General features: G+C 70.4%; 20 protein-coding genes and 2 pseudogenes. 7 read left to right on the top strand and 15 right to left on the bottom strand.

What is annotated here, in order from left to right; translation table 11 throughout:
* Window positions 1-106: 106 nt before the first annotated feature.
* The 3 genes from ACV7NM_RS34695 to ACV7NM_RS34685 form a co-directional block, all read right to left on the bottom strand.
* Window positions 107-784 carry an LmbU family transcriptional regulator gene (locus ACV7NM_RS34695; protein ID WP_463414391.1) on the bottom strand — a complete coding sequence of 226 codons (678 nt, stop codon included), beginning with the start codon at window positions 782-784 and terminating at the stop codon, window positions 107-109.
* Window positions 785-879: 95 nt separating this feature from the next.
* Window positions 880-1,095, bottom strand: a complete 216-nt coding sequence (locus ACV7NM_RS34690; RefSeq protein ID WP_463414390.1) for an MbtH family protein — start codon at window positions 1,093-1,095, stop codon at window positions 880-882.
* Between the two features lie 553 nt (window positions 1,096-1,648).
* The gene (locus ACV7NM_RS34685) at window positions 1,649-2,851 is read right to left on the bottom strand and encodes a serine hydrolase domain-containing protein (protein ID WP_463414389.1); all 1,203 of its coding nucleotides are present in this window, start codon (window positions 2,849-2,851) and stop codon (window positions 1,649-1,651) included.
* Between the two features lie 404 nt (window positions 2,852-3,255).
* Here ACV7NM_RS34685 and ACV7NM_RS34680 point away from each other — a divergent pair, with 404 nt between their 5' ends.
* Entirely contained in the window at window positions 3,256-3,996 is a 741-nt protein-coding gene (locus tag ACV7NM_RS34680; protein WP_463414388.1) for an LmbU family transcriptional regulator, read from the top strand.
* A gap of 53 nt (window positions 3,997-4,049) precedes the next feature.
* Here the strand turns inward: ACV7NM_RS34680 and ACV7NM_RS34675 are convergent, their stop codons facing one another.
* Complete coding sequence (locus tag ACV7NM_RS34675) at window positions 4,050-4,697, bottom strand: FMN-binding negative transcriptional regulator (RefSeq protein ID WP_463414387.1); 648 nt, start codon at window positions 4,695-4,697, stop codon at window positions 4,050-4,052.
* Window positions 4,698-5,162: 465 nt separating this feature from the next.
* On the opposite strand from ACV7NM_RS34675, the gene argB reads away from it, so the two are divergent.
* Together argB and ACV7NM_RS34665 are read left to right on the top strand one after the other, a co-directional pair.
* Complete coding sequence (gene argB / locus ACV7NM_RS34670) at window positions 5,163-6,074, top strand: acetylglutamate kinase (RefSeq protein ID WP_463414386.1); 912 nt, start codon at window positions 5,163-5,165, stop codon at window positions 6,072-6,074.
* Between the two features lie 151 nt (window positions 6,075-6,225).
* On the top strand, window positions 6,226-6,732 hold the full coding sequence (locus ACV7NM_RS34665) for a hypothetical protein (protein ID WP_463414385.1): 507 nt from the start codon (window positions 6,226-6,228) through the stop codon (window positions 6,730-6,732).
* 99 nt (window positions 6,733-6,831) lie between these two features.
* Here the strand turns inward: ACV7NM_RS34665 and ACV7NM_RS34660 are convergent, their stop codons facing one another.
* The 4 genes and pseudogenes from ACV7NM_RS34660 to ACV7NM_RS34645 all read right to left on the bottom strand — a co-directional run bounded on the left by ACV7NM_RS34660 (window position 6,832) and on the right by ACV7NM_RS34645 (window position 9,629).
* Window positions 6,832-7,293 (bottom strand): nuclear transport factor 2 family protein, encoded by a 462-nt coding sequence (locus ACV7NM_RS34660; RefSeq protein WP_463414384.1) that lies wholly within the window; start codon window positions 7,291-7,293, stop codon window positions 6,832-6,834.
* Window positions 7,294-7,427: 134 nt separating this feature from the next.
* On the bottom strand, window positions 7,428-8,273 hold the full coding sequence (gene ddaH, locus ACV7NM_RS34655) for a dimethylargininase (RefSeq protein ID WP_463414383.1): 846 nt from the start codon (window positions 8,271-8,273) through the stop codon (window positions 7,428-7,430).
* A gap of 118 nt (window positions 8,274-8,391) precedes the next feature.
* Window positions 8,392-8,835: pseudogene (locus tag ACV7NM_RS34650) on the bottom strand (2-oxoacid:acceptor oxidoreductase subunit alpha); the annotation flags it as partial.
* Between the two features lie 284 nt (window positions 8,836-9,119).
* The gene (locus tag ACV7NM_RS34645) at window positions 9,120-9,629 is read right to left on the bottom strand and encodes a RidA family protein (RefSeq protein WP_463414382.1); all 510 of its coding nucleotides are present in this window, start codon (window positions 9,627-9,629) and stop codon (window positions 9,120-9,122) included.
* Between the two features lie 274 nt (window positions 9,630-9,903).
* Here ACV7NM_RS34645 and ACV7NM_RS34640 point away from each other — a divergent pair, with 274 nt between their 5' ends.
* Window positions 9,904-10,101 carry a hypothetical protein gene (locus ACV7NM_RS34640; RefSeq protein ID WP_463414381.1) on the top strand — a complete coding sequence of 66 codons (198 nt, stop codon included), beginning with the start codon at window positions 9,904-9,906 and terminating at the stop codon, window positions 10,099-10,101.
* Between the two features lie 57 nt (window positions 10,102-10,158).
* On the opposite strand, the gene ACV7NM_RS34635 is transcribed toward ACV7NM_RS34640, so the two are convergent.
* A complete protein-coding gene (locus tag ACV7NM_RS34635; protein ID WP_463414380.1) occupies window positions 10,159-11,088 on the bottom strand; it encodes a LysR family transcriptional regulator in 930 nt (309 codons plus the stop codon).
* Between the two features lie 127 nt (window positions 11,089-11,215).
* Between ACV7NM_RS34635 and ACV7NM_RS34630 the strand changes: the two genes are divergently transcribed.
* A complete protein-coding gene (locus ACV7NM_RS34630; protein WP_463414379.1) occupies window positions 11,216-12,262 on the top strand; it encodes a YncE family protein in 1,047 nt (348 codons plus the stop codon).
* A gap of 677 nt (window positions 12,263-12,939) precedes the next feature.
* On the opposite strand, the gene ACV7NM_RS34625 is transcribed toward ACV7NM_RS34630, so the two are convergent.
* The 5 genes from ACV7NM_RS34625 to ACV7NM_RS34605 form a co-directional block, all read right to left on the bottom strand.
* Window positions 12,940-13,653: a restriction endonuclease gene (locus tag ACV7NM_RS34625; protein WP_463414378.1), complete on the bottom strand. Its 714-nt coding sequence runs from the start codon at window positions 13,651-13,653 to the stop codon at window positions 12,940-12,942.
* 82 nt (window positions 13,654-13,735) lie between these two features.
* A complete protein-coding gene (locus ACV7NM_RS34620; protein ID WP_463414377.1) occupies window positions 13,736-13,945 on the bottom strand; it encodes a hypothetical protein in 210 nt (69 codons plus the stop codon).
* A gap of 172 nt (window positions 13,946-14,117) precedes the next feature.
* On the bottom strand, window positions 14,118-14,582 hold the full coding sequence (locus ACV7NM_RS34615) for a hypothetical protein (RefSeq protein WP_463414376.1): 465 nt from the start codon (window positions 14,580-14,582) through the stop codon (window positions 14,118-14,120).
* A 2-nt stretch (window positions 14,583-14,584) separates the two neighbouring features.
* Window positions 14,585-14,728, bottom strand: a complete 144-nt coding sequence (locus tag ACV7NM_RS34610; protein ID WP_463414375.1) for a hypothetical protein — start codon at window positions 14,726-14,728, stop codon at window positions 14,585-14,587.
* Between the two features lie 157 nt (window positions 14,729-14,885).
* Window positions 14,886-15,362, bottom strand: a complete 477-nt coding sequence (locus ACV7NM_RS34605) for a DUF4231 domain-containing protein (RefSeq protein ID WP_463414374.1) — start codon at window positions 15,360-15,362, stop codon at window positions 14,886-14,888.
* A gap of 965 nt (window positions 15,363-16,327) precedes the next feature.
* Here ACV7NM_RS34605 and ACV7NM_RS34600 point away from each other — a divergent pair.
* Window positions 16,328-18,574: an MMPL family transporter gene (locus tag ACV7NM_RS34600; protein WP_463414373.1), complete on the top strand. Its 2,247-nt coding sequence runs from the start codon at window positions 16,328-16,330 to the stop codon at window positions 18,572-18,574.
* A 93-nt stretch (window positions 18,575-18,667) separates the two neighbouring features.
* On the opposite strand, the pseudogene ACV7NM_RS34595 reads toward ACV7NM_RS34600, so the two are convergent.
* Window positions 18,668-19,113: pseudogene (locus ACV7NM_RS34595) on the bottom strand (hypothetical protein).
* A 240-nt stretch (window positions 19,114-19,353) separates the two neighbouring features.
* Here ACV7NM_RS34595 and ACV7NM_RS34590 point away from each other — a divergent pair.
* Window positions 19,354-20,025, top strand: coding sequence for a DUF4097 family beta strand repeat-containing protein (locus ACV7NM_RS34590; protein ID WP_463414483.1), 672 nt, complete (start codon window positions 19,354-19,356; stop codon window positions 20,023-20,025).
* The last annotated feature ends 29 nt before the right edge of the window (window positions 20,026-20,054 follow it).

Below are 20,054 nucleotides of genomic sequence, written 5' to 3'. Positions count from 1 at the left end.
ATCAGGCGGGCCACCGGCGCACCACGGGGAACGGGCTTGGCGCCCACCTCCGGGCGCCCACCTCCGGGCGTGCACCCATGGGCGGCGCGTTTGTGGGCGATATGCCTCAGGCGGTGAGCCGATCGGTGGCGTCGAGCACCTGGGTCACCCACTCTTCGACGGGCAGACCGTGCGCGGCGGCCAATTTCGAGTAGTAGTCCAGTTGGTCGGCCGACAGCTCGATGGTGAGCGTGGCGGCCTTCCGCAGACGCTTTTCGGCGCCCGCCGACTCGGCGAGCCGGGGCACCTCTTGCTTCTCGTCAGCGCTGTTCGCGGGGATCTCGCTGTCGCGGCTCTGATCGGCCAGGCTGGCGCGTACCGCCCTGCGCAGTTCGTTGCGCGACCACTTCTGCTGTTCGGCCTTGCGCAGCCAGTAGTCCTGCTCCGGTGGCGACAGACGGGTCACCTCCGCGTGGTGGGCGAAGCTGAGGCTGTCCCGCCTGCGGTGGTGCTCGAACCGCCGGGCGACCCACGCGTAGTTGCGCAAGGTCTGGTAGTCGAGCCCCGTGCGCTCGATCGCCTCCTTGTACCGCCGCCACCCGTAGGTGGCCTCCCCGTAGATCAGCCAGTCGGCGAGCCACCACGCCGAGGAGTTCGTCAGCTCGCGCAGCCCGGCCCCGATCCGCTCCCAGGACCGCTCCGACAGGTCCTTCGGGAGGATCATCCCCGACTTCTGCACCGTCGCCTGCTGCCCCACGAAGGAGAGGACCACGTCGCGCTGCGCGGGCTCACCGCTGGTGGCCATCGGTCTCGGTTTGTAACTGCTAGCGGTTCTCACAGGATGTCCCCCACAACCTTCATCTCCCAACCAGCTTTTCTCCCGCGAAATTCGAGCGGATGTCAGTCGACCTCCATGGCCTCCCGCAGGCTCTTGGGCCGCATGTCGGTCCAGTTCTGCTCGACGTACTCCAGGCACTCTGACCTGGCCGCCTCGCCGAAGACGACCCGCCAGCCCGCGGGCACCTCGGCGAACGCGGGCCACAGGGAGTGCTGCTCCTCGTCGTTGACCACGACGTAGAAGCGGCTGTCCTGATCATCGAAGGGGTTGGTACTCAACTGCCACCGTCCTTAATCGCCGAGATGACTCGGGATTGGAATTCGTCAGGAGAAGCTTTCGGGGCCGGGCCGGGCCGGGTCGGGTTCGCCGACGCCGTCGTCGTCCTGTCGACAGGACACCCGGCATGCTCCCGCACCCCAAGAATGTTGACGAACTTAGGACGCGAACGCCAGCACCACAAGGCCGGAAGAATCCTTGCCGGCTGTTCGTCCGCCCGAACCCGTACCGCACCGGGGCCGCGCCGCTGTGACCGAGCAGTGGTCCATTGGAGGACCGCTCGAATTCCGGTTCAGCCAATTCCCACTCCGAGCGGAACACCGTCGCACAGCAGCGACCGTTCGCGCCGACGGCAAGGGCAAAGGAATTCCTGATGGACGCATTGGCCGAAGCCGCTCTCTCGACCGACCGGGCCGGCCCCTCACGGACGCGTCCGGGTGGGCCGTAGGCCGGTGCGGCGGGCCGCTCGCGTGAGACGCGTCGACGCCCCGACGGTCGAACGGGGGACATCGGGTGTCCCGTTCGACCGCCGGGGCGGTGTCCTGGCCGGTCGGGCTACTTGCCGCAGAACTCCGCTTCCAGCTCGGCGTCGAAGACGCCGATCGGCGCCTGCATGGACCAACCCGTGCCGTAGAGCCAGTCGCCGTTGACGTTGGTGGAGAGCAGGTGCCGGCCGTCCCGGGTGCCGTAGGTGTAGGTCCAGGAGCCCTCGGTGCCGCCGAACATGCCGTACACCGTGGTGCCGCAGGACAGCGTGGTCGAGGCGATGCCGTACCCGTAGTTCATGCCCGGGATCCAGTTGGCGGTCTGGGACATGGTGAACATCTCCTGCTGCTGGGCCGGCGGCAGCAGGCGGCCGCGCAGCAGCGCGCCGAAGAAGGTGTCGAGGTCCCCGGTGGTGGAGATCATGTCGCCGGTGGCGAAGACCAGGCCGGGGTTCAGCTCGGTGACGTCGTAGGACGGGATGTCGGAGCCGGACTGGTTGAGGTGGGAGTACGCGCGGCCGTGCGGGCCGTCGATCCCGCTGTCACCGGCGGCCGGCTCGTAGGTTCCGGTCAGGTGGAGCGGGCGGGCGATCCGGTCGTCGATCTCCTCGGCCAGGCTCCGCCCGGTGGCCTTCTCGATGATCAGGCCGGCCAGTACGTAGTTGGTGTCGGAGTTGCCCCAGCCGGTGCCGGGGGCGAAGGCCGGCGGATAGGCGACGGCGAGGCCGACCAGCTGCTCGGGGGTCATGCTGTCGAAGCGGTGCTCCAGGAAGGCGGTGCCGATGACGTAGCTCAAGATGGTGCTGGAGAGCACGTAATTGTAGATCCCGCTGGTTTGGTTGAGCAGTTGGCGGACGGTGATCTTACTGCCGTCGTAGCCGTTGCCGTCGACCAGACCGGGCAGCCACCGCTCCACCGAGTCGTCCAGGCTCACCTTGTGCTCGGCGACCAGCTGCAGCATCACCGTGGCCACGAAGGTCTGGGTGGTGCCGCCGATCCGAAACCGGTTCTGCGGCTGCTGCCGGGCCCCCGTGTCGAGGTCGGCCGCCCCGGCCCGGCCGAACCAGCTGCCATTGCGATCGACGATCTGCACGGTGGCCCCGGGCAGACCGCCCTCGGACACCGCGCGGTTCAGCACGTCCTGAACCCGGGAACGTGAGTCCGGATGACCGGTGCCGGTTCTGGCCGCGGCAGTGGCGGGTACGGCTCCCGTCAGCGCCAGCAGCACGCCGGCGGCGAGCAGGCCGGCGGCGGCGCGGATCATGAGCTTCATGGTGTCTCCCCTGTGGTGGTTTACGGCCGGCCTTGGTGAACCGCTCGCCGGACGGCGCGCAGATGAGCACGCCTGTGCGCGTCGAAGACTTTGCTGGCGCCAACTGGAGCACGGAACGCATGGCACTGGAGCCCACGGACCGGGATGACCGAGCGTCGAGGAGCGGTGCAGAGCGAGCCGGAATCGGTTCGACATCCGCTGTGGAGTCAGGCCCTACCCGGGGGAAGGCTCATCCGCACGAGAACGGCAGCTGCCTGCGTCGGAAGCTGATATGTCCGTCGGCGGGGGTCGCGGAGGTCCGCACGCACGGATGTCGGCGCCGCAGAAACAAGGCGGAATTCATGGGGCACTCCAGGACGGCGTGTCAGGCTCCCACCTGTTCACACGCGTTACATGGAGGCCTGATGGTGATTCACGCCGGCAACGTCGAACGCTCGGGAAACGGACAGACCGAACCGGAGCCGACCGCGGTGCCACAGCAGCGAAGGCTGCCCGGGGAGCCGCCGCGCCGCGGTCGGGTGATGACCACGAAGGTCGGCCTGCGGATGCCCGCCGGGGCGTCCTTCGACGAATGGGAACAGGCCGGCCGCCAGCTGTCCGGCATCATCGACTCCTCGTCCTGGTGGCTCGGCGACTGGCTGGTGTTCGGCAAGGACCACTACGTGGACCGCTATCAGCACGGCATCCAGGCCGTCGGGCTGCAATACCAGACCCTGCGCAACTACGCCTGGGTCTCCCGGCGGTTCGAGTTCGACCGGCGGCGCCCCGCGCTGACCTTCCAGCACCATGCGGAGCTTGCCTCGCTGCCGTTGGACCAGCAGGAGATGTGGCTCGACCGCGCGGAGCAGAACCGTTGGACCACCAAGCAGCTGCGCCGCGCCATTCGTGCCTCCCGCGAGCCGGTCGGACAGACCGGTACCCCCCTCGAGCCGGTCCGCCGGCTCGAACTCCCCGGCGGCCGGATCCGGTCGTGGCACCAGGCCGCCGAGCAGCTGGGCGTCGACTTCGACCAGTGGGTGATGGCGAGCCTCGACCGTGCGGCCGCCCGCGTCCTGGGTGACCTCAAGGACCTGCCCGAAGTGCGTGGACTCAAGGGCATCGGCGGCCTGCCCGAAGCCGAGCGCCCGGCCGCCGTCAGCGCCTGAGCACGCGGCCTCCGGTGTGCTTTGCCGGGACCTGACCTCTCAGGGCCCGGGCGTCACGGCAGCCGGCCTATGAGTTCGGCCGTCGCGCGCTTGTGGGTGCAGGCGCTGCCGGCGAAGGACTCCCGCACCCGCTCCCGGACCTCGCCCGGCTGCTCTTGGCTGAGCTTGAACATCCCGTCGGTCCCGGTCACCCGCACCCGGAAGGCGCCCACCGCCGGTCCGATCTTGTGGAAGTAGCCGAGCGACTCGCTCATGTCCCAGCCGGTGCCGAAGTCGCGCTCGTAAGCCCGCACGGTGGCCTGCACCACGTCCATGGCGCCGTCCAGGGAGTCGAACTTCTCCACCACGCCACGCACGTGGACCGAGGTGAAGTTCCAGGTCGGAGCCGCCGGGGTCACCTGGTACACGGTCGGCGAGACGTACGAGTGCGGGCCGGTGAAGGTCAGCAGGACCGCATCGCCGTCCTCGAGCGCCTTCCAGTGCGGATTGGCCCGGTTCATGTGCGCCAGCAAAGCAAGCCCGGACAGGTCGTCCGCAAGCTCGGTGGCGTCCTGCGCCGGGTCACAGATCACCGGCAGATGGGTGGCGAACGGGACGCCTCCAGGACCGCCGTTGGACACCGCGAGAGCCAGCGGGTTCTCTCGGATCAGATCGATTTTCCATGAACTGTCCGGTTCACGATAGAAGCTCGGGACGAACATCCGGGATGCACCCTCTCAGTGGTTCGACTCAAGAGCGCCGTCCGGTCGCTCGGACGACGAACGCCGTCCGCGAGTCCTGCTCGAGCGGCTCTGGCGCGATCTTTCCTCGCTCCTCATGCTGACGTCAAAGAGTTCTCCGAGCAATGCCCGAACGGCCGTCTTGCCCGTCACCGGATAATTTCCGGCGGATATAACGGCCGACATCCCGCACGGCGGTGCGGAAATGCACCATCATCCAATGAGCGATCCGGAGTCGACGACTCCCCGTATCACCTGCCGGCGCGGCCCGGAGCCCGTCACAACTGTCCTGTCGACCGGACATCCGGGTGACGTCGACCTGAACTCGACCACTTCTGCGGGTAATCGGCGACAGCGCTTCCGCCCGGACCGGCCGGCTCGCAATGATGGACCGGAAACTACAGCCCGGCCGCGCATTTACCACGGCCGACGATTGTGAGGTGTCTCATGACGCCCAGTTCGCATTCCGCGCTCTCCAAGGCCCGGTCCATCAGCGAGGCACTGCCGTGGCTGGCCCGCCACCAGGGCCGAACGGTCGTCATCAAGCTGGGTGGCCATGCCATGGTCAATGCGGAACTGACCGCGGCCTTCGCCGGTGACATCGCCTTCCTGCGCTACGCCGGCCTGCGGCCCGTGGTCGTCCACGGCGGCGGCCCGCAGATCGACCGGGAACTGGAACGTCGGGGCGTACAGAGGGAGTTCAAGGCCGGGCTGAGAGTCACCTCGCCGTTCGCGATGGACATCGTCCGGATGGTGCTGACCGGACAGGTCCAGCGCGAACTGGTCGGCTTGATCAACAGTCACGGCCCGCTGGCCGTCGGAATGACCGGCGAGGACGCGGATACCCTCACCGCCACCCGGCTGATGCCGTGGATCGACGGGGAGGCGGTCGATGTCGGGCGGGTCGGCGGCATTTCCCGGGTGGACACCTCGACCCTGCGGACCCTGCTGGAGGCCGGCCTGATCCCGGTGATCTCCCCTGTCGCCCGCAGCGCCGAGGACCGTGGCGTCTACAACGTCAACGCCGACACCGCGGCGGCGGCGCTCGCGACCGCGCTGGACGCCGAGGCGCTCGTCATCCTGACGGACGTCGCGGGTCTGTACGCGGGCCGGCCGCACGGCGAGGAGGTCATCCGGCGGCTGACGGCCGGCGAGTTGGAGAAGCTCCTGCCGGAGCTGAGCGACGGCATGGTGCCAAAGATGACCGGCTGCCTGCACGCCGTACGGAGCGGCGTGGGCGCGGCCCGGGTGATCGACGGGCGGGTCCCGCACTCGGTCCTCGTCGAGATGTTCACCGAGGACGGCGTCGGCACCGTGATCGTGCCGGACCCGGACGAGGCGGAGGTCACAGCGGCGTGAACGAGCGGCGACGACGGTCACGGTCATGGCTACGGCCACGGCCACGGCCACGGCCACGGCAAACCATCGGCTCGGCCCGGCCTCGCGCCGGGCGATCGCGTCTCACCGGTACCCCGACGACGACACTTCAGCGAAGGCGAGGGCAGTGCCCATGACAGACACCCCGTGCTCCTCCCGCGCCCGGCTCGTGTTGGTGAGCGCCCCGGCCGATACCGAGGCGTCACCACCCGAGCGCACGGTGACCTGGCCTCGCTCCGGCCCGGGCATCCTGCCGACGCCCGAGGAGCCCGTGCCGGACTTACCGTCGGGCGATCCCGAATACGGCGATGCCGGTTGCGGGGACGCGGAGCCCGGTGACGCCGAGTCCCGGCAGACGCCCCGGAACGGTCCGCCGGACGCTCTCATCCGCTTGCGGTTCGCCGATGCGATCACGCTCGGCCGTGCCGGCGCGGCCTTCGACGCAGTATCGGGTCCGGGCCTCGGCAACGCGTCGAGCGACCTCGCGACGCTCACCCTCCAGATCCCCGGTGACGCCGGCATCGAGACCCTCCGGGCCGTGCTCGCGGTCCTCGACGCGGCGGCGATCACGGCCGAGTCACTGACCGTGCACACCAACGCACTCGACGACCTCTACGCCGCGTTCACGAACCTGCCGTGATGTCGGGCGAGGAACGGCCGGAGGTGGACCACTCCCGCGGCGCACCCGGTGGCCGACCCTCTCGCCGACGCCGCCCGGTCGCCCCGGGATCGCCCGCGCTCAGGCCAGATCGTCCCGGGTCACCCGGCGGTGCGCGGTGCGCCAGGTGGCGTGGGTACGGACCAGCACGTCCTCCATGACGTACGCGTAAAGGACCTTGGAGCTGCCACCGCTCGGCGTGAGATACACCAGGGCCGAGCAGCGGGTGTGCAGCGACCCGTCCGCCTGGGGCTGTACGGCGAGCATGCCGACCCAGTGGTCGAGGCGGCCGCCGACCCGCCGCTGCCGTGCCGCGCCGATGCGCACGTAGCCGGCGAGCCCGTCGCGCGCACGCACCGGCCCGGGTAGTGAAGGCAGCTCGAAGACGGCTTCCTCGGTGAAGGTACCCGCCCAGCGCTCGGTGTCGTGCGCGTCGAGGATCTGCATCTGGTGCGCGTAGAACTGCTGCACCTGCGCGTACAGGTCGGCGAACTCCCGTCTCTGCGGGGTGCGTTCGGCGGTGCCCACCAGCTCGACGGTCATGATCTCGGCCTCCGCCTTCGTCCGTGCCCCGGGGCGGGGCACTCCAAGGGGTCAGAACTCGGTGAGGACAGTGTTCGAGGCTCGACTTGCGCTTAATTCAAATCATCCTCAAGTGTTCAGTGGCCGATGTCGTCCTACAGGACGAGGGTGCAGCACTTGACGCTGCCGCCCGCCTTGAGCAGCTCGCCCAGCTCCACGCCGATCGGGTGGAAGCCACGGTCCTTCAGCTGCTCGATCAGCCCGGTGGCCGCCTGGGGCAGCAGCACGTTGAGCCCGTCGGAGAAGGCGTTGAGGCCGAACACCGCCGCGTCCTCGTCCTTGGCCAGGAGCGCGTCGGGGAACATCTCCCGCAGGACCGCCCGGCTGCCCGGCGTGAACGCCGCCGGATAGTACATGATCTCGGTCGGCGAGAGCACCGCGAGGGCGGTGTCCAGGTGGTAGAAGTTCGGGTTGACCAGCGTCAGGCCGGTCACCGGAAGTCCGAAGAACTCCTGCGCCTCGGCGTGCGAACGCGGGTCGGTGCGGAACCCGGTCCCGGCGAGGATTCGCCGCCCCACCCGCAGGTAGTCGCCCTCGCCCTCGTTGACGTACTCCGGCCACAGGGTCTCGCGATACCCGTTCCGCTCGAACCAGTCCAGATAGGCCGGCCCCTCCGCGGTCCGCTCCCGGTGCCGGAACCGCGCGCCCAGCACCTTGCCGTCGACCACGGTGGCGCCGTTGGCCGCGAACACCATGTCCGGCAGACCCTCGATCGGCTCGATCACCTCGACGGTGTGTCCGAGCGACACGTACAGTCCCCGCAGCTCATCCCACTGCCGCAGCGAGGCCGCGGTGTCCGTCGGTTTCCGCGGGTCCATCCACGGATTGATGCTGTACGTGACGTCGAAGTACTGCGGACGGCACATCAGCAGACGGCGCGGAACCGCCTCCCGTACCGCCCGGACGGCCCATTCCTCGTCGGCGACACCGTTCGAAGGCATGGCGGGTTCCTCCTTGTGAGAGTGGAGAGCGAGAGTGCGAACCCGGCGCCGCGCAGGTGTGCGGCGCCGGGTGTCAGGGGGCACGTCAGCCGATGACGGTCCAGGTGTCGCCGCCGGCGAGCAGAGCGGCGAGCCGGCCGAGGTTCCTCTCGGGGATCACCACCTTGTCGTAACGCTTCAGCACGCTTGCGAGACTGCGCGGGAAGGGGTTCGGATGCCGTGGACGAGCCTGCGCGATGAGCCCACCGGCCGCCCGCGGCCGCCGTACCGCCGCCGTGATGGGCCCGTAGGGGGAGTCCCAGCCCGGGACCGGTATCCGCGCGCCGTGCGGGTCGTCGACCTCCGCCAGGGACCGGCCAGGGGCGGCGCAGGGTCTGCGGGTCACGCTTGTACGGCCAGAACACCTCGGTCCCGGCCTCAGCGTGTGATTGGGGCCGCAGGCGAGCCGGACCCGCAGGTCGGGCAGCTCCGCCCGCTCCGGGAACCGCCACGGCTCGGACCCATGGGCGAGATAGCCGTCCGAGAGGAGCGTCACCGGCGTGCGGTACGTCAACGCGAGCCTCAAGCTCGGCGCCCGTCGGCGGCGATGCCTGACGCGATGGTGCGTCCGCGCCGACGTCATGCTCACCTCGCGGGAAGCGCCCACATCGCGGCCGGGGCCCGGGGCCATGGGCAGGGGTGGAGGGGCGAGGTGAGTAGCCGCAGAGCGACGGCGCGGTTGATACCGAGGGGGCCCGGCCGCAAGCGGGGACGGGCCCGCCGCAAGCGGGGCATCAGGCGGCCGGCGGCGGTCACCGCCGTGATGCGCTGAGCGGCCGCGCGGTGGTCACCGCGCGGCCCGCTCGGTCAGGAGCGCGGCGACACCAGCGCGGTGGCCTCGATCTCCACCAGCTGGTCGGGGAACGCCAGGTCGGTGACACCGATGATGGTGTCGGTCGTACGGTGGTTGCCGACGTACTCCTTGTGGAGCCTGGCGGCCGTGTCGAAGTTCTTGCGCAGGTCCTTGGTGTAGATCTTCATGCTGATGATCTGGCTGCGCGGGATGCGGTAGTGCGCGAGAACCTTGTCCATGTTCTCGAACGAGGTGCGCACCTGCTTCTCGAAGTCGCCGACGCCCACCAGGTTCCCGGCCGCGTCATGCGACAGCTGCCCCGAGATGTAGATCGTGTCCCCGGCTCTGATGGCCTGCGAGTACCCGTAGGACTCCTCCCACGGCACCCCGAAACCGAAGTGGTCCCAGCCGCGGCGCGCCTGATCCTGCGCGCTGGCTCCCTGCGGTCCCACGACGGCGATCATCACGGCCACGAACGCGGCCACCGCGGCGGCGATTCCGAACCTGCGCCCTGACTTGGTCATTTCCCATGTCCTTTCGTCCCCAGAGGAGCCTGGAGCCCCGACGCTGTCACGGCGAAAGGGAGAACTCCTCGAATCGAGATCGATCGGACATCGACTGCTTGACGGGATTCCGCGTCGGCCGTCCTCGGAGGCCGAGGGCGTCGCCGGCCTCCCGGGTGCGGACATGGCACAGGTGCGTCGGGAACTTGGAGAGCGGGAGGAGCGGGAGGAGCTGGAGGAGCGGGAAGGCACGTCTGCTGTGCGTGAGAGGGGCGCGGGACGCGACACTGGGCGTATGGCTCAGGTGTCCCAGTCCTTCTCCGCGGCGTCGGTGGGCCACGTGCTGCACGAGCGGTACGCCGGTCGGCTGCCCGTGTCGCTCGACGACCTGAACGGGCCCTTGTCGGGTCCCGTGGAGCTGCCGCTGCACATCGCCTGGTCCGGCCTGCGCGCGTACGTCGACGGGCGCCTCGCCGGGGAGACGGCGGATTGACCCCGTGGGCGGTGTGAGGCTTGCGGGTGCCGCAGCCCGCCGAACCGCCGGGCATGTTCAAGGCCCGTGACCGGTACCGCCGGCCCGCAGGCTGTCGCGAACGAGGTCGCGGAGCCAGATGTGCTCCGGGTCCGCGTCGTTGCGCGGGTGCCAGGCCATGCCGAGGTCCAAAGGCGGCAGTTCCAGCGGAATCTCGAACGTGCTCAGGCCCAGCACCTCCCGGTGGTACGCCGCGGAGTCGGCCGGTACCAGGCAGACCAGGTCCGTTTCCCGGCAGAGGTGGAGCGCGGCGCTCCAGCTCGGCACGACGGCGACCACCCGGCGGCGCAGCCCCAGCTCGGCCAGCCGGTCGTCGATGGGGCCACGGACCCGCCCCTGCCGGGACACACCGATGTGGTCGGCTGCGGCGAAGGCCCGGGCGGTCACGGTCGTACGGGCGGCCAGGGGATGGCCGGTGCGCACGGCGGCGAGGAAGTGGGTCCGGCCGAGGGGTTCGATCCGGGTTTCCGGGTCGGGGTGGCCGATGACGCCGATCTCCAGGTCGAGCCGTCCCTCGCGCAGGGCGGGTGTGCCCTCCATGGTCTCCGGCATGAAGCGCAGGGTGACGCCGGGTGCCTGCCCTGCGACGGCGCCGACCAGCCGGGAGGCGAGTCCCGCGAGCACGATATCGCCGGCTTGGACGGTGAAATCGCGGGACAGCCGTGCGGGGTCGGTGACCGGCTGGGGAACCAGGAGGTCATGTGCTTGGCGGACGAGGGCGCGGACGCGCGGTCGCAGTTCGACGGCGCGCGGCGTGGGGACGAGCTGCCTTCCGGCGCGTACGAGCACGGGATCGGCCAGCGCCGTACGGATACGTCCGAGGGTGCGGCTCATGGCAGGCGCGGAGACGTGCAGGCGGGCAGCTGCCGCGGTGACGCTCTCTTCTTCGAGCAGTGCGTCGAGGGCGACCAGCAGGTTCAGGTCCATCTGTCTGCCGAGTCCGTCCACGCGCTGTGTCTCCCCTCACAGTCCGGTCCGCCGGGTGCGCGGGCGACCAGTGTCTTTTCGTCTGACGCAATGACACTTTGCCACAACTGCACTGGAGTCAATCGGGAGGGCCTACCAGTCTGGGGGCATGACACACACCGCCAAGAACGCAGACGTCCTCGCCGTGGCCGGCCAGAGCGGCTCCACGATCACCTTCTTCGACGCGGCGGACTTCCGCCGGCTCGGCGTGCTGGATGTTCCGAACGAGCCGCACGAGCTGTGCTTCGACCCGGTGCGGCGGCGGCTCTACGCCACCATCACGTACCGCTCGGGCTACTACCACGCCAACAGCGACCGCGCGCATGAGCTGGTGGTGATCGACCCCGATCGGCGCCGGATCGTGGACGTCGTCGACCTCTCACCGGAACGCGCGCCCCACGGCATCGCCCTGGATCCGTCAGGGCGCCTGCTGTGGGTGAGCGTCGAGGCGTACGACGACGAGGAGGGGGCCTTGGTCGCGCTCGACGCGGACTCCCTCAAGCCCGTACGCCGGGTGCCGGTCGCCGCGCCCGGACCGCACTGGTTCACGCTCACGCCGGACGGCGGCCGTGCCTACAGCGCGAACAAGGAGGCCCCGTTCCTCTCGGTCGTCGACACCGGTTCGGCGGGAGCGGTCGGCCGTATCCCGGTTCCCGGGAGCGAGGGCATCGCGGCCTCGCCCGACGGACGGTTCGTCTACGCCGCGGCTCCCAAGGGCGACTTCGGGATCGCCGGGCCGGTGCCGGACGCCGGGGTGCGCGTCATCGACACGGCCACCGGTGCCGTGATCCGGACGCACCGCACGGACGGCTTCGTCTTCCCCGTCCACGTCACCGCCACCGATCTGGTGCTCGCCGGTGAGCTGCGGATGCGGGCAGGCGGGGCGGGACTGGGCGCCCAGGCCCCGGGGCTGCTGCACGTGTACGGGACGGACGGCGCGGAACACGGCCACGTGGAGGTCGGCGCCTTCCCCTTGTCGATCACCTCGTCACCCGACGGCAGGTACGGCTATGTCGCGGCGGTCTCCTCCAGCACGGTGACGGTGGTGGACCTGACGCGGCTGGAGGCGGTGACGACCTTGCACGTCGAGTGCCCGGGCGAGGCGGGGGCGCACGGGCTCGCCTACATCCCGGCAGCCGGCCGGGCTACGCACTGATCGGGCGACGTGTAGTCCCCCGGCAGCGGGCACGGGCAACGGGAGCGGCACCGCACCGTACTCAGCAGGTACCGGCCGTCCGGCCGTCCGGCCGTCTGGCCGTCTGGCCGTCTGGCCGTCTGGCCGTCTGGCCGTCTGGCCGTCTGGCCGTCTGGCCGTCTGGCCGTCTGGCCGTCTGGCATCCTGCGGGCCATGACCTACTGGGACCCGATACCAACCACCCGCGCCCTGGTGGGAGAGCCCCACCCCCTGTGGCGGGGCGACCTCGTGGAACACGACTGGTCCGAGCGCGGGACGCCGCGGCCGGCGCGCGGGGTTGCCTCGCCCATCTGAACCAAGGCCTGCACGGGTACCTACGCGACTACACGTTCTGGCTGGCCGAAGGCCGCCCGGCCCTCCCGGGTGAGCGGCTTCCGCAGCTGGGCGCATAGGCCCGGAACGTGTCACGAAGTCCGCCCGTTACGACGCGAGTTGCTCGACAATCACCGTTCCCAGGGCGACGGACCCGGGGCGGTGCGGCGGAGCGGTGGCCTCGGGATGGTGCCGGTGCGTCCAGGGGGGCGAACGCAGGTGCGCTCAAGGGCGCGCAGCGCCCGTGACGGGCAGGCTCGGTCGGGTTGCGAAGCCGTCCGGGCCGGTTGCGACCGCGCCGGACGCGGCATACCGCCCCTCGGTTGTCAGGGGGTGTCCCGGCTGCGCCTCGGGGGGAGCGCCCGCAAGAGATCCCAGAGGGGGCGGGAGCCGCCTGCCCATTCGGCGAGGAGGTGGCGGTCGACCAGGTGGAGTCGCTGGGACTTGGCGAAGTCGGCTGCGTTGGCGGTGATGCGGCCGTTGGTGAGCATGACCAGGACGTCGCCCTGGTGGACTTGTCGGCCGGTGCCGTTGAGGACGTGGAGGTCGGGGGTACCGACGGCCTTCCCGGTCCAGCCGTCCTTCCGGTGTTTGCACTGGATGACCCACCGGCGTCCGTACGGGTCGGTGGCCTTGACGTCGGCTCCGTTGTCGCCGCGCCCGCCGACCTGTCGCGCGTCCGCGCAGCCGTCGCGGCGCATCAGGTCCCGCACCGCGAACTCGAACGCACGATGATGGAGGACATCGAGCTGTCCGAGCGCGTATCGCAAACCGCTCGCGCGAACCCGTTCCCACCGGGCGGCCTCCCTGCGCCGCCAGGCCCAGGCGCCGGCGCCTGCGGCAGCCGCCGCGAGTACGGCAGCCACGGTCCAGGGGTGGGCGACCAGCCATCGCAGGGCGGCGGTCGCCAGGCTGATGACGACCGTGGCCGCGAGGGCGGCGAGGACCACCGGCTCCAGGCCGCGGTTCTTCCCCCGCCGGGGCCGCCGACCGTAACGGCGTACCGGACGACGGCGTACCGGACGACGGCGCCCGTTCACCGGCCCTTCCCCGGAGGCAAGACGGCGCGGCGGTGTGCGTGGGTGTCCCGGACCGTCAGCGGCCGGAGGCGATCGGTCAAGGTCACTGGCCCGCCTGGGAGACGCCGCTGACGAGTTGCCCGAGGATGTTGGCGATGCCCTGGCCCACCTCGGTGGGGGCGAGGATGACCCCCAGCGCCAGAACGATGACCACGGTCGTCTTCTCGTCGCGTCGGCTCCGAGCGTGTGTACGCCGCCGCAGCCGCAGAACAACGATGACCGCCAACAGAACCGCCACATCGATCGTCAGCAACCGCCCACCCCCGCCGGAACCCCTACGGGGCCGCGGACGCCGGCCCCGGCTTCTTGTGTAGCCGGAGGGCAGCAGCGTTGTGACCGGATTGCCGTGGATTGGCGGCAATGCGACGCGCCGGCCGGATTCGGCGGCGCGCGCGTTCGAATGCGCTCTCCCGGCCGGGAAGACGTCAGAGCTTGAACAGCACGCCGCGCCAGGTCCAACCCGCGTCGAGGACCGCTTGCTGTAGAGGGCTCCTCATGTCCTGTGTGGCGAAGCGGAACGATTCGGTCTTGTGGCGGCGTCCGTCTGCTCCCCGTTTGTACTCCCACTGCCGGTAGATCATGTGCCCCGGTCCGCGGCCGTACTGTCTACCGGCAACGTCGGTCGCCGGCTTCCACGACTCCTCAAGGACCCGGACTTCGCGCTTCGCGGCGTTCAGACGCATCCGGGTCTTGAGGGTCAGCCCCATAGGCGGGTGCTCGAACTCCGCCACCAGGTGGGCGCCTTCCCCGGGGCGTCCCTCGCGCACGACGAACATGACGCCTCGGTCGTTGACCGCGAGGAGCGCGGCCCGGACCTCCGGGGCCGACCGCGCGGGGACACCGTTGCGCGGGTATCTGGTTCCGGTCCACCTGTCCGTGAAGCGGCCCACGGCTACTCCCCCGCCCCGTTGTCCGGGCGCACGGCGCCGACGGTGCGGACCGTGCGCGCCGATGCCTGGGGCGCCGGGTACACCCGGGCCCGGAGCCGGCCCTCCGGCGAGCGGGATTCGATCGGCAGGGGCAGTGCCGCGGGCATCCGGGGTTCTCCTTCCAGGGAAGTACATCGGTCGGACACCTGTTGGGGTGTTGGGGTCCAACGGGAGGACCGCGTGGCCGCCGACGCCACAGCGTCACGTGGTCGGGTCCCACGCGGGTTCGCGGGGCGGCCCGCGCGGGCGGGGACGGGGACCGGGTCAGGCGTTGCCCGGCGGCGCGGGTTCCCTACGGTGGGCAAGCCAGGTGCGGCTCAGGTCGTCCCAGATCGTCTGGTACTGACGGAACAGCTCGCGCAGCTGATCGAACGTGAGCTCGTCGGCGGCCGTCGTCGCCATGAGGTATTCGAGCTCGTCGGCGAGGCGCTGGAACCGGTACTGCGCTTCCTCCATCAGCACCCACCGCGAGCGCCAGTTGAAGAACGGTTCGACGGCTCCCAGCAACGTCACCAGCGCCACACACGCCAAGGCGAGACCGGTCCACGCGTTGAGGTTCTGGAGGCCCAGGATGACGGTGGACCCGGCGGACAGTACGAGCGTCGCCACCTTGGTGACGGAGGCACTTCGGCCGAACCGTTTCTTCTTGCCGCGGGCGTAGTCGTCGCCCTGACGGATCTTGTCCAGCAGGAGGGCGGCCGCCTCCCCTGGGCCGGGACCGACCGCCCCTGGTCCGCTCACCGGATGCACTCCGCCCCCAAAGCTCTGTCGCCACCTTGCCGCTCGCCCCCCGGCAGGTGCCGGCCCGACACCGCCCGGTTCCCCGGCGTGGGCACTCGCCGGCCCTGCCACGGGAGGTGATCAGGCGTCATTCTCACACGTTCACGTTCCCGGTCATTGTGCGAGGGCACCGGGCGGCGGCAGCGCGTGGTGCTGGTGGTGGCCCCGAACCGACCGGGGCGCGGCCCTCGGAGGCGCCGTACGCCTTTCATCACCGGGGGACGGTCGGGTTACCGACGGTTCGCCGAAATACCGGGGTTGCGGGGCCCGGTCGGAAATCCCGCGCGACCCGAGGCGCGCCGAGCCCGTCACGTCATCGAGGCGGCCTCGCGCCACCAGCCGTTCCGCGACCACTTCGACGCCCTTGTGACCCGCGACGACGTCGAACGCGGAAAGCCGGCGCCGGACATCTGCCTGCGCGCGGCCGAGCTGCTCGGGCCCGCCCCTCGCGCCGCACCGTGCACGAGGACAGCGACGAGGGCGTCGAGGCGGCCCACGCGGCCGGCCGGACCGGTTGGGGATGGGTGCTGCCCCGGGTAAGCGGGGGCCACGGGCATGCGATGATAAGAAACCAGTGCGGCGGTTTCTTTGAGCCAAGATTTGGTGGCGCCCCAGTCGGCGGGCTCGGCGCCTTGAGGGGTGGGCCCCCCCGGGTGTCCATCCGGAGTCCAACGACGCCCAAGCGGGTCACGCAAGGGTGTGGACGTGCCGGTTTTCCGGTCGGCCGGGGTGTGCGGGCCCCACGTTGCGCACCTCGGGCCGGGGATCGGCGCATGCGGCCCGGATGAGTGGTGCCTGATTCCGTTGTGCCTCAGGAAGGCTTTGAGGGGTGGCGGAGAAGCGTCCTAGACACAATAAACCGCATGTGCGGTTTGTTAGCCTCCCTGGGTCTAGTGCCATTTGATCCTGACGGGAGTTCCCCCACCATGGCAACGTTCCTCCATAAGCTGGGCCGTTTAGCGTTCCGAAGGCGTGGCACGACAGCACTGCTGTGGTTGCTGGTCCTCTTGGGCGCCGTGTTCGCTGCCTCCTCGGCCCCCGCTCCCCCCGCCGACACCTTCTCCATGCCCGGCACCGAGTCGCAGAAGGCCTTCGACCTGCTCAAGGAGAAGTTCCCGGCGGCCGGTGCCGAGGGAGCCAGTGCCCGGGTGGTCATCCGCACGCCCAAGGGCCAGGACATCTCCGGTCCCGAGCGCAAGCCGGAGGTCTCCGCTCTCGTCTCCTCCCTGAAAAAGGCACCGGGGGTCGTCGCGGTCACCGACCCGTACCTCGCCGGAGCCGTCAGCAAGGACTCCACGACCGCTTACGCGGTCGTGACCTACAAGGTCACCGCCACCGAGCTGACCGACGAGGAACACGACGCGCTCACGCAGGCGTTCGACAAGGCCCGCGACACGGGCCTGACCGTCGAAGCCGGGGGCAACGCGGTCAAGGTCGACGCCGCGGTGGGCGGTGCCGAGGGCATCGGCGTCCTGGTCTCCGCCCTGGTCCTGCTGATCACCTTCGGCTCGATGATCGCCGCCGGCATGCCCCTGCTGACCGCCGTCATCGGTATCGGCGTCGGCATCAGCGCCATCACCGCGCTCGGCAGCACGCTCGGTCTGTCCTCGGACACCTCCACGCTGGCCATGATGATCGGCCTCGCCGTCGGCATCGACTACGCGCTGTTCATCATCTCGCGCTACCGCTCCGAGATCGCCGAGGGCCGTGAGCGTCCGGAGGCCGCCGGGCGTGCCGTCGGCACCGCCGGATCGGCCGTCGTCTTCGCGGGACTGACCGTCATCATCGCGCTGGCGGGCCTCAGCGTGGTGAACATCCCCATGCTCACCAGGATGGGCATGGCCGCCGCGGGCACCGTCGCGATCGCCGTCCTCATCGCGATCACCCTCGTCCCCGCCCTGCTCGGCCTCGCCCCGGTCAAGGTGCTCCGCCGGATCGACCGCAAGGCGATCACCGGCAAGCCGCTCTCCGCTCGCCAACAGCGCAAGGCCGCCAAGGAGGCCGCGCGGACGAAGCCCAACCTGGGGACCCGTTGGGCGGGTTACGTGCTGCGCCACCCGGTGGCCGTCCTGCTCGTCGGCGTCCTCGGACTGGGCGCGATCGCCCTGCCCGCCGCCAGCTTGGAACTGGGCCTGCCGGGCGAGGGCACCATGGCCCCCGACACCACCCAGCGCAAGGCGTACGACATGCTGTCGGAGTCCTTCGGCCCCGGCTTCAACGGACCGCTGATGATCACGGTGAGCGCCAAGGACGCGGCGACCGCCGCCGGTGGCGTCGGCAAGGCGTTGGCCAAGCTCGACGGGGTCGCCTCCGTCTCGCCGGCGGCGCCCAACGCGGCGAACGACACCGCGATCCTGAACCTCGTACCGAGCACCGGACCCACCGACCACGCCACCGAGGAACTGGTCCGCACGATCCGCGCCGGCGCGGGCGGCATCGAGACCTCCACGGGTGCGACCGAGGTCCTGGTGACCGGTCAGACCGCGGTGTTCATCGACTTCTCCAAGACCCTCGACGACGCCCTGGTGCCGTACCTCGCGCTCGTCGTGGGCCTCGCCTTCCTCCTCCTGGTGCTGGTCTTCCGCTCGATCCTGGTGCCGCTCAAGGCGGCCCTCGGCTTCCTGCTGTCGGTCGGCGCGGCGCTCGGCGCGGTCGTCGCGGTCTTCCAGTGGGGCTGGCTCGCCGACGTCTTCGGCGTCAAGTCGGCCGGACCGGTCATGAGCACCGTGCCGATCCTCATGATCGGCGTGGTGTTCGGCCTCGCGATGGACTACGAGGTCTTCCTGGTCAGCCGGATGCGGGAGGCCTACGTCCACGGGGCGCGCCCCGACGCGGCCGTCGTCACCGGCTTCCGCTACGGCGGACGCGTGGTCAGCGCCGCCGCGATCATCATGATCAGCGTGTTCTCCGGCTTCATCACCGAGTCGAACGACCTCATCAAGATGATCGGCTTCGCCCTCGCGTCGGCCGTGCTCTTCGACGCCTTCGTCGTCCGCATGGCCGTCGTCCCCGCCCTGTTCGCCCTGCTGGGCAAGTCCGCCTGGTGGCTGCCGCGTTGGCTCGACCGGATGCTGCCGAACGTGGACGTCGAGGGCGAGAAACTGGGTCGCGGCCCGGCCGGCGGCCACGCCCCGGCCCCGCGCTCCGGGCGCGAGCACGAACTGATCCGCTGAGCCCAGCGGTGGCCCGACCGGCCCATACCGACACCCCACACCCACGTGCGCCCCGGACCGAACTCCCCCGGGGCGCACGCTCAGGCGGTCTCGTCAGGGGGGCCCGGGTTCCGGGTAGAGGACGTCGCGGGCCTGCTCCGCAGTGCGGGCGATGCTCTGGGAGACGAAGTCGAGGAAGCGGGCGACGTTCTCCGGGCGGACGGCGGCGGGGGCGTCGGGGCCGAGGACGGCGACTCCTTGCCGGGCGATGCCGACGAGGTCGGCGGCGGAGCGGGGGCTGGGCGAGATCGGACGCGGTGAGGCTGCCGGCGTCGGTGAGGGGCGGGCTCGGCCTGTCGGCGGCCGTCGGCGCGGTGTTCGGTGGTGCGGTGCGCCGGCTCGGCGCGGTGTGCGGTGGGGCCGCCGTTGCGCATCGCCTCGAGGGTGATCGTCGAGGTCGGCCGGTCGACGCGTCTGGTGATCTCCGCGTAGGCGATGTCGTCGGCCGGCCGCCGCGCGACCTGCCCGCGTTCCCGCTGCGCGGGTCCACCTCCCGCCATCGCGGTCTCCTTCGCGGTCCATGGTGGCTAAACATAGCGTTCACCCTCAGATCATTGCAATGACCGGGTCCGATGTCGTTGCGTTACATCCGGAATCATTGCAACGATTTCCCCGCCTCCACCTGCTATTTAGCCCACCACGCGCAACGATCTAGTTGTCAGATCTGTAAATGCAACGTAGCGTTTCCAACATGAGAAACAGCGGTCCGGAAGGAGCGCACGATGCAGAAGGAGAGCACCATGCAGAAGTTCGACACCCCCGCCCCGGTCTCGGTCGTCCTGGACATCCCGGCGGGACGCATCCGCCTCATCGCCGCCGACCGGGCCGACACCGCGGTCGAGGTCCTGCCCGCGGACGCCTCGAAGGGCCGCGACGTCAAGGCGGCCGAGCAGACCTCGGTCGCGTACGAGGACGGCGTGCTGCGCATCGAGACCTCGGCGGCCAAGAACCGGCTGATCGGCTCCACCGGGTCCCTTGAGGTGACGGTCCAACTGCCCGCGGGTTCCCGCGTCGAGGCGAAGGTGGCCGCCGCCGAGTTCCGGGGCGTCGGGCGGCTCGGCGACGTCGCCTTCGAGGGCGCGCAGGGCTCTGTGGAGCTCGACGAGACCACGGGGGCGCGCCTCGCCCTCCTCGCCGGTGACATCTCGATCGGCAGGCTGGGCGGTCCCGCCGAGATCAGCACCCAGAAGGGCGATCTCCACATCGCCGAGGCCGTACGCGGCACGGTGACCCTGCGCACGCAGGCCGGCGAGATCTCGGTCGGCGCCGCGCGCGGGGCGTCCGCCTCCCTGGACGCCGGCACCACCTCCGGCCGGATTCACAACACCCTGCAGAACAGCGACGGCGCCGCCGCCGAGCTGAACATCCACGCGACCACGTCCCACGGCGACATCACCGCCCGCAGCCTCTGAACCGCAGTCCTTGAACCGCAGCCTCTGAA

The sequence above is a fragment of the Streptomyces sp. Tek67B01 genome, from assembly GCF_055231995.1.
This window is presented reverse-complemented; position numbering and strand designations above follow the sequence as displayed.

Coding starts and splice junctions, on each gene's coding strand:
- ACV7NM_RS34695 (WP_463414391.1), bottom strand. CDS start 784: ATGGCCACCAGCGGTGAGCCCGCGCAGCGCGACGTGGTCCTCTCCTTC.
- ACV7NM_RS34685 (WP_463414389.1), bottom strand. CDS start 2,851: ATGAAGCTCATGATCCGCGCCGCCGCCGGCCTGCTCGCCGCCGGCGTG.
- ACV7NM_RS34680 (WP_463414388.1), top strand. CDS start 3,256: ATGGTGATTCACGCCGGCAACGTCGAACGCTCGGGAAACGGACAGACC.
- ACV7NM_RS34675 (WP_463414387.1), bottom strand. CDS start 4,697: ATGTTCGTCCCGAGCTTCTATCGTGAACCGGACAGTTCATGGAAAATC.
- argB (WP_463414386.1), top strand. CDS start 5,163: ATGACGCCCAGTTCGCATTCCGCGCTCTCCAAGGCCCGGTCCATCAGC.
- ACV7NM_RS34665 (WP_463414385.1), top strand. CDS start 6,226: ATGACAGACACCCCGTGCTCCTCCCGCGCCCGGCTCGTGTTGGTGAGC.
- ACV7NM_RS34660 (WP_463414384.1), bottom strand. CDS start 7,293: ATGACCGTCGAGCTGGTGGGCACCGCCGAACGCACCCCGCAGAGACGG.
- ddaH (WP_463414383.1), bottom strand. CDS start 8,273: ATGCCTTCGAACGGTGTCGCCGACGAGGAATGGGCCGTCCGGGCGGTA.
- ACV7NM_RS34645 (WP_463414382.1), bottom strand. CDS start 9,629: ATGACCAAGTCAGGGCGCAGGTTCGGAATCGCCGCCGCGGTGGCCGCG.
- ACV7NM_RS34640 (WP_463414381.1), top strand. CDS start 9,904: ATGGCTCAGGTGTCCCAGTCCTTCTCCGCGGCGTCGGTGGGCCACGTG.
- ACV7NM_RS34630 (WP_463414379.1), top strand. CDS start 11,216: ATGACACACACCGCCAAGAACGCAGACGTCCTCGCCGTGGCCGGCCAG.
- ACV7NM_RS34610 (WP_463414375.1), bottom strand. CDS start 14,728: ATGCCCGCGGCACTGCCCCTGCCGATCGAATCCCGCTCGCCGGAGGGC.
- ACV7NM_RS34600 (WP_463414373.1), top strand. CDS start 16,328: ATGGCAACGTTCCTCCATAAGCTGGGCCGTTTAGCGTTCCGAAGGCGT.
- ACV7NM_RS34590 (WP_463414483.1), top strand. CDS start 19,354: ATGCAGAAGTTCGACACCCCCGCCCCGGTCTCGGTCGTCCTGGACATC.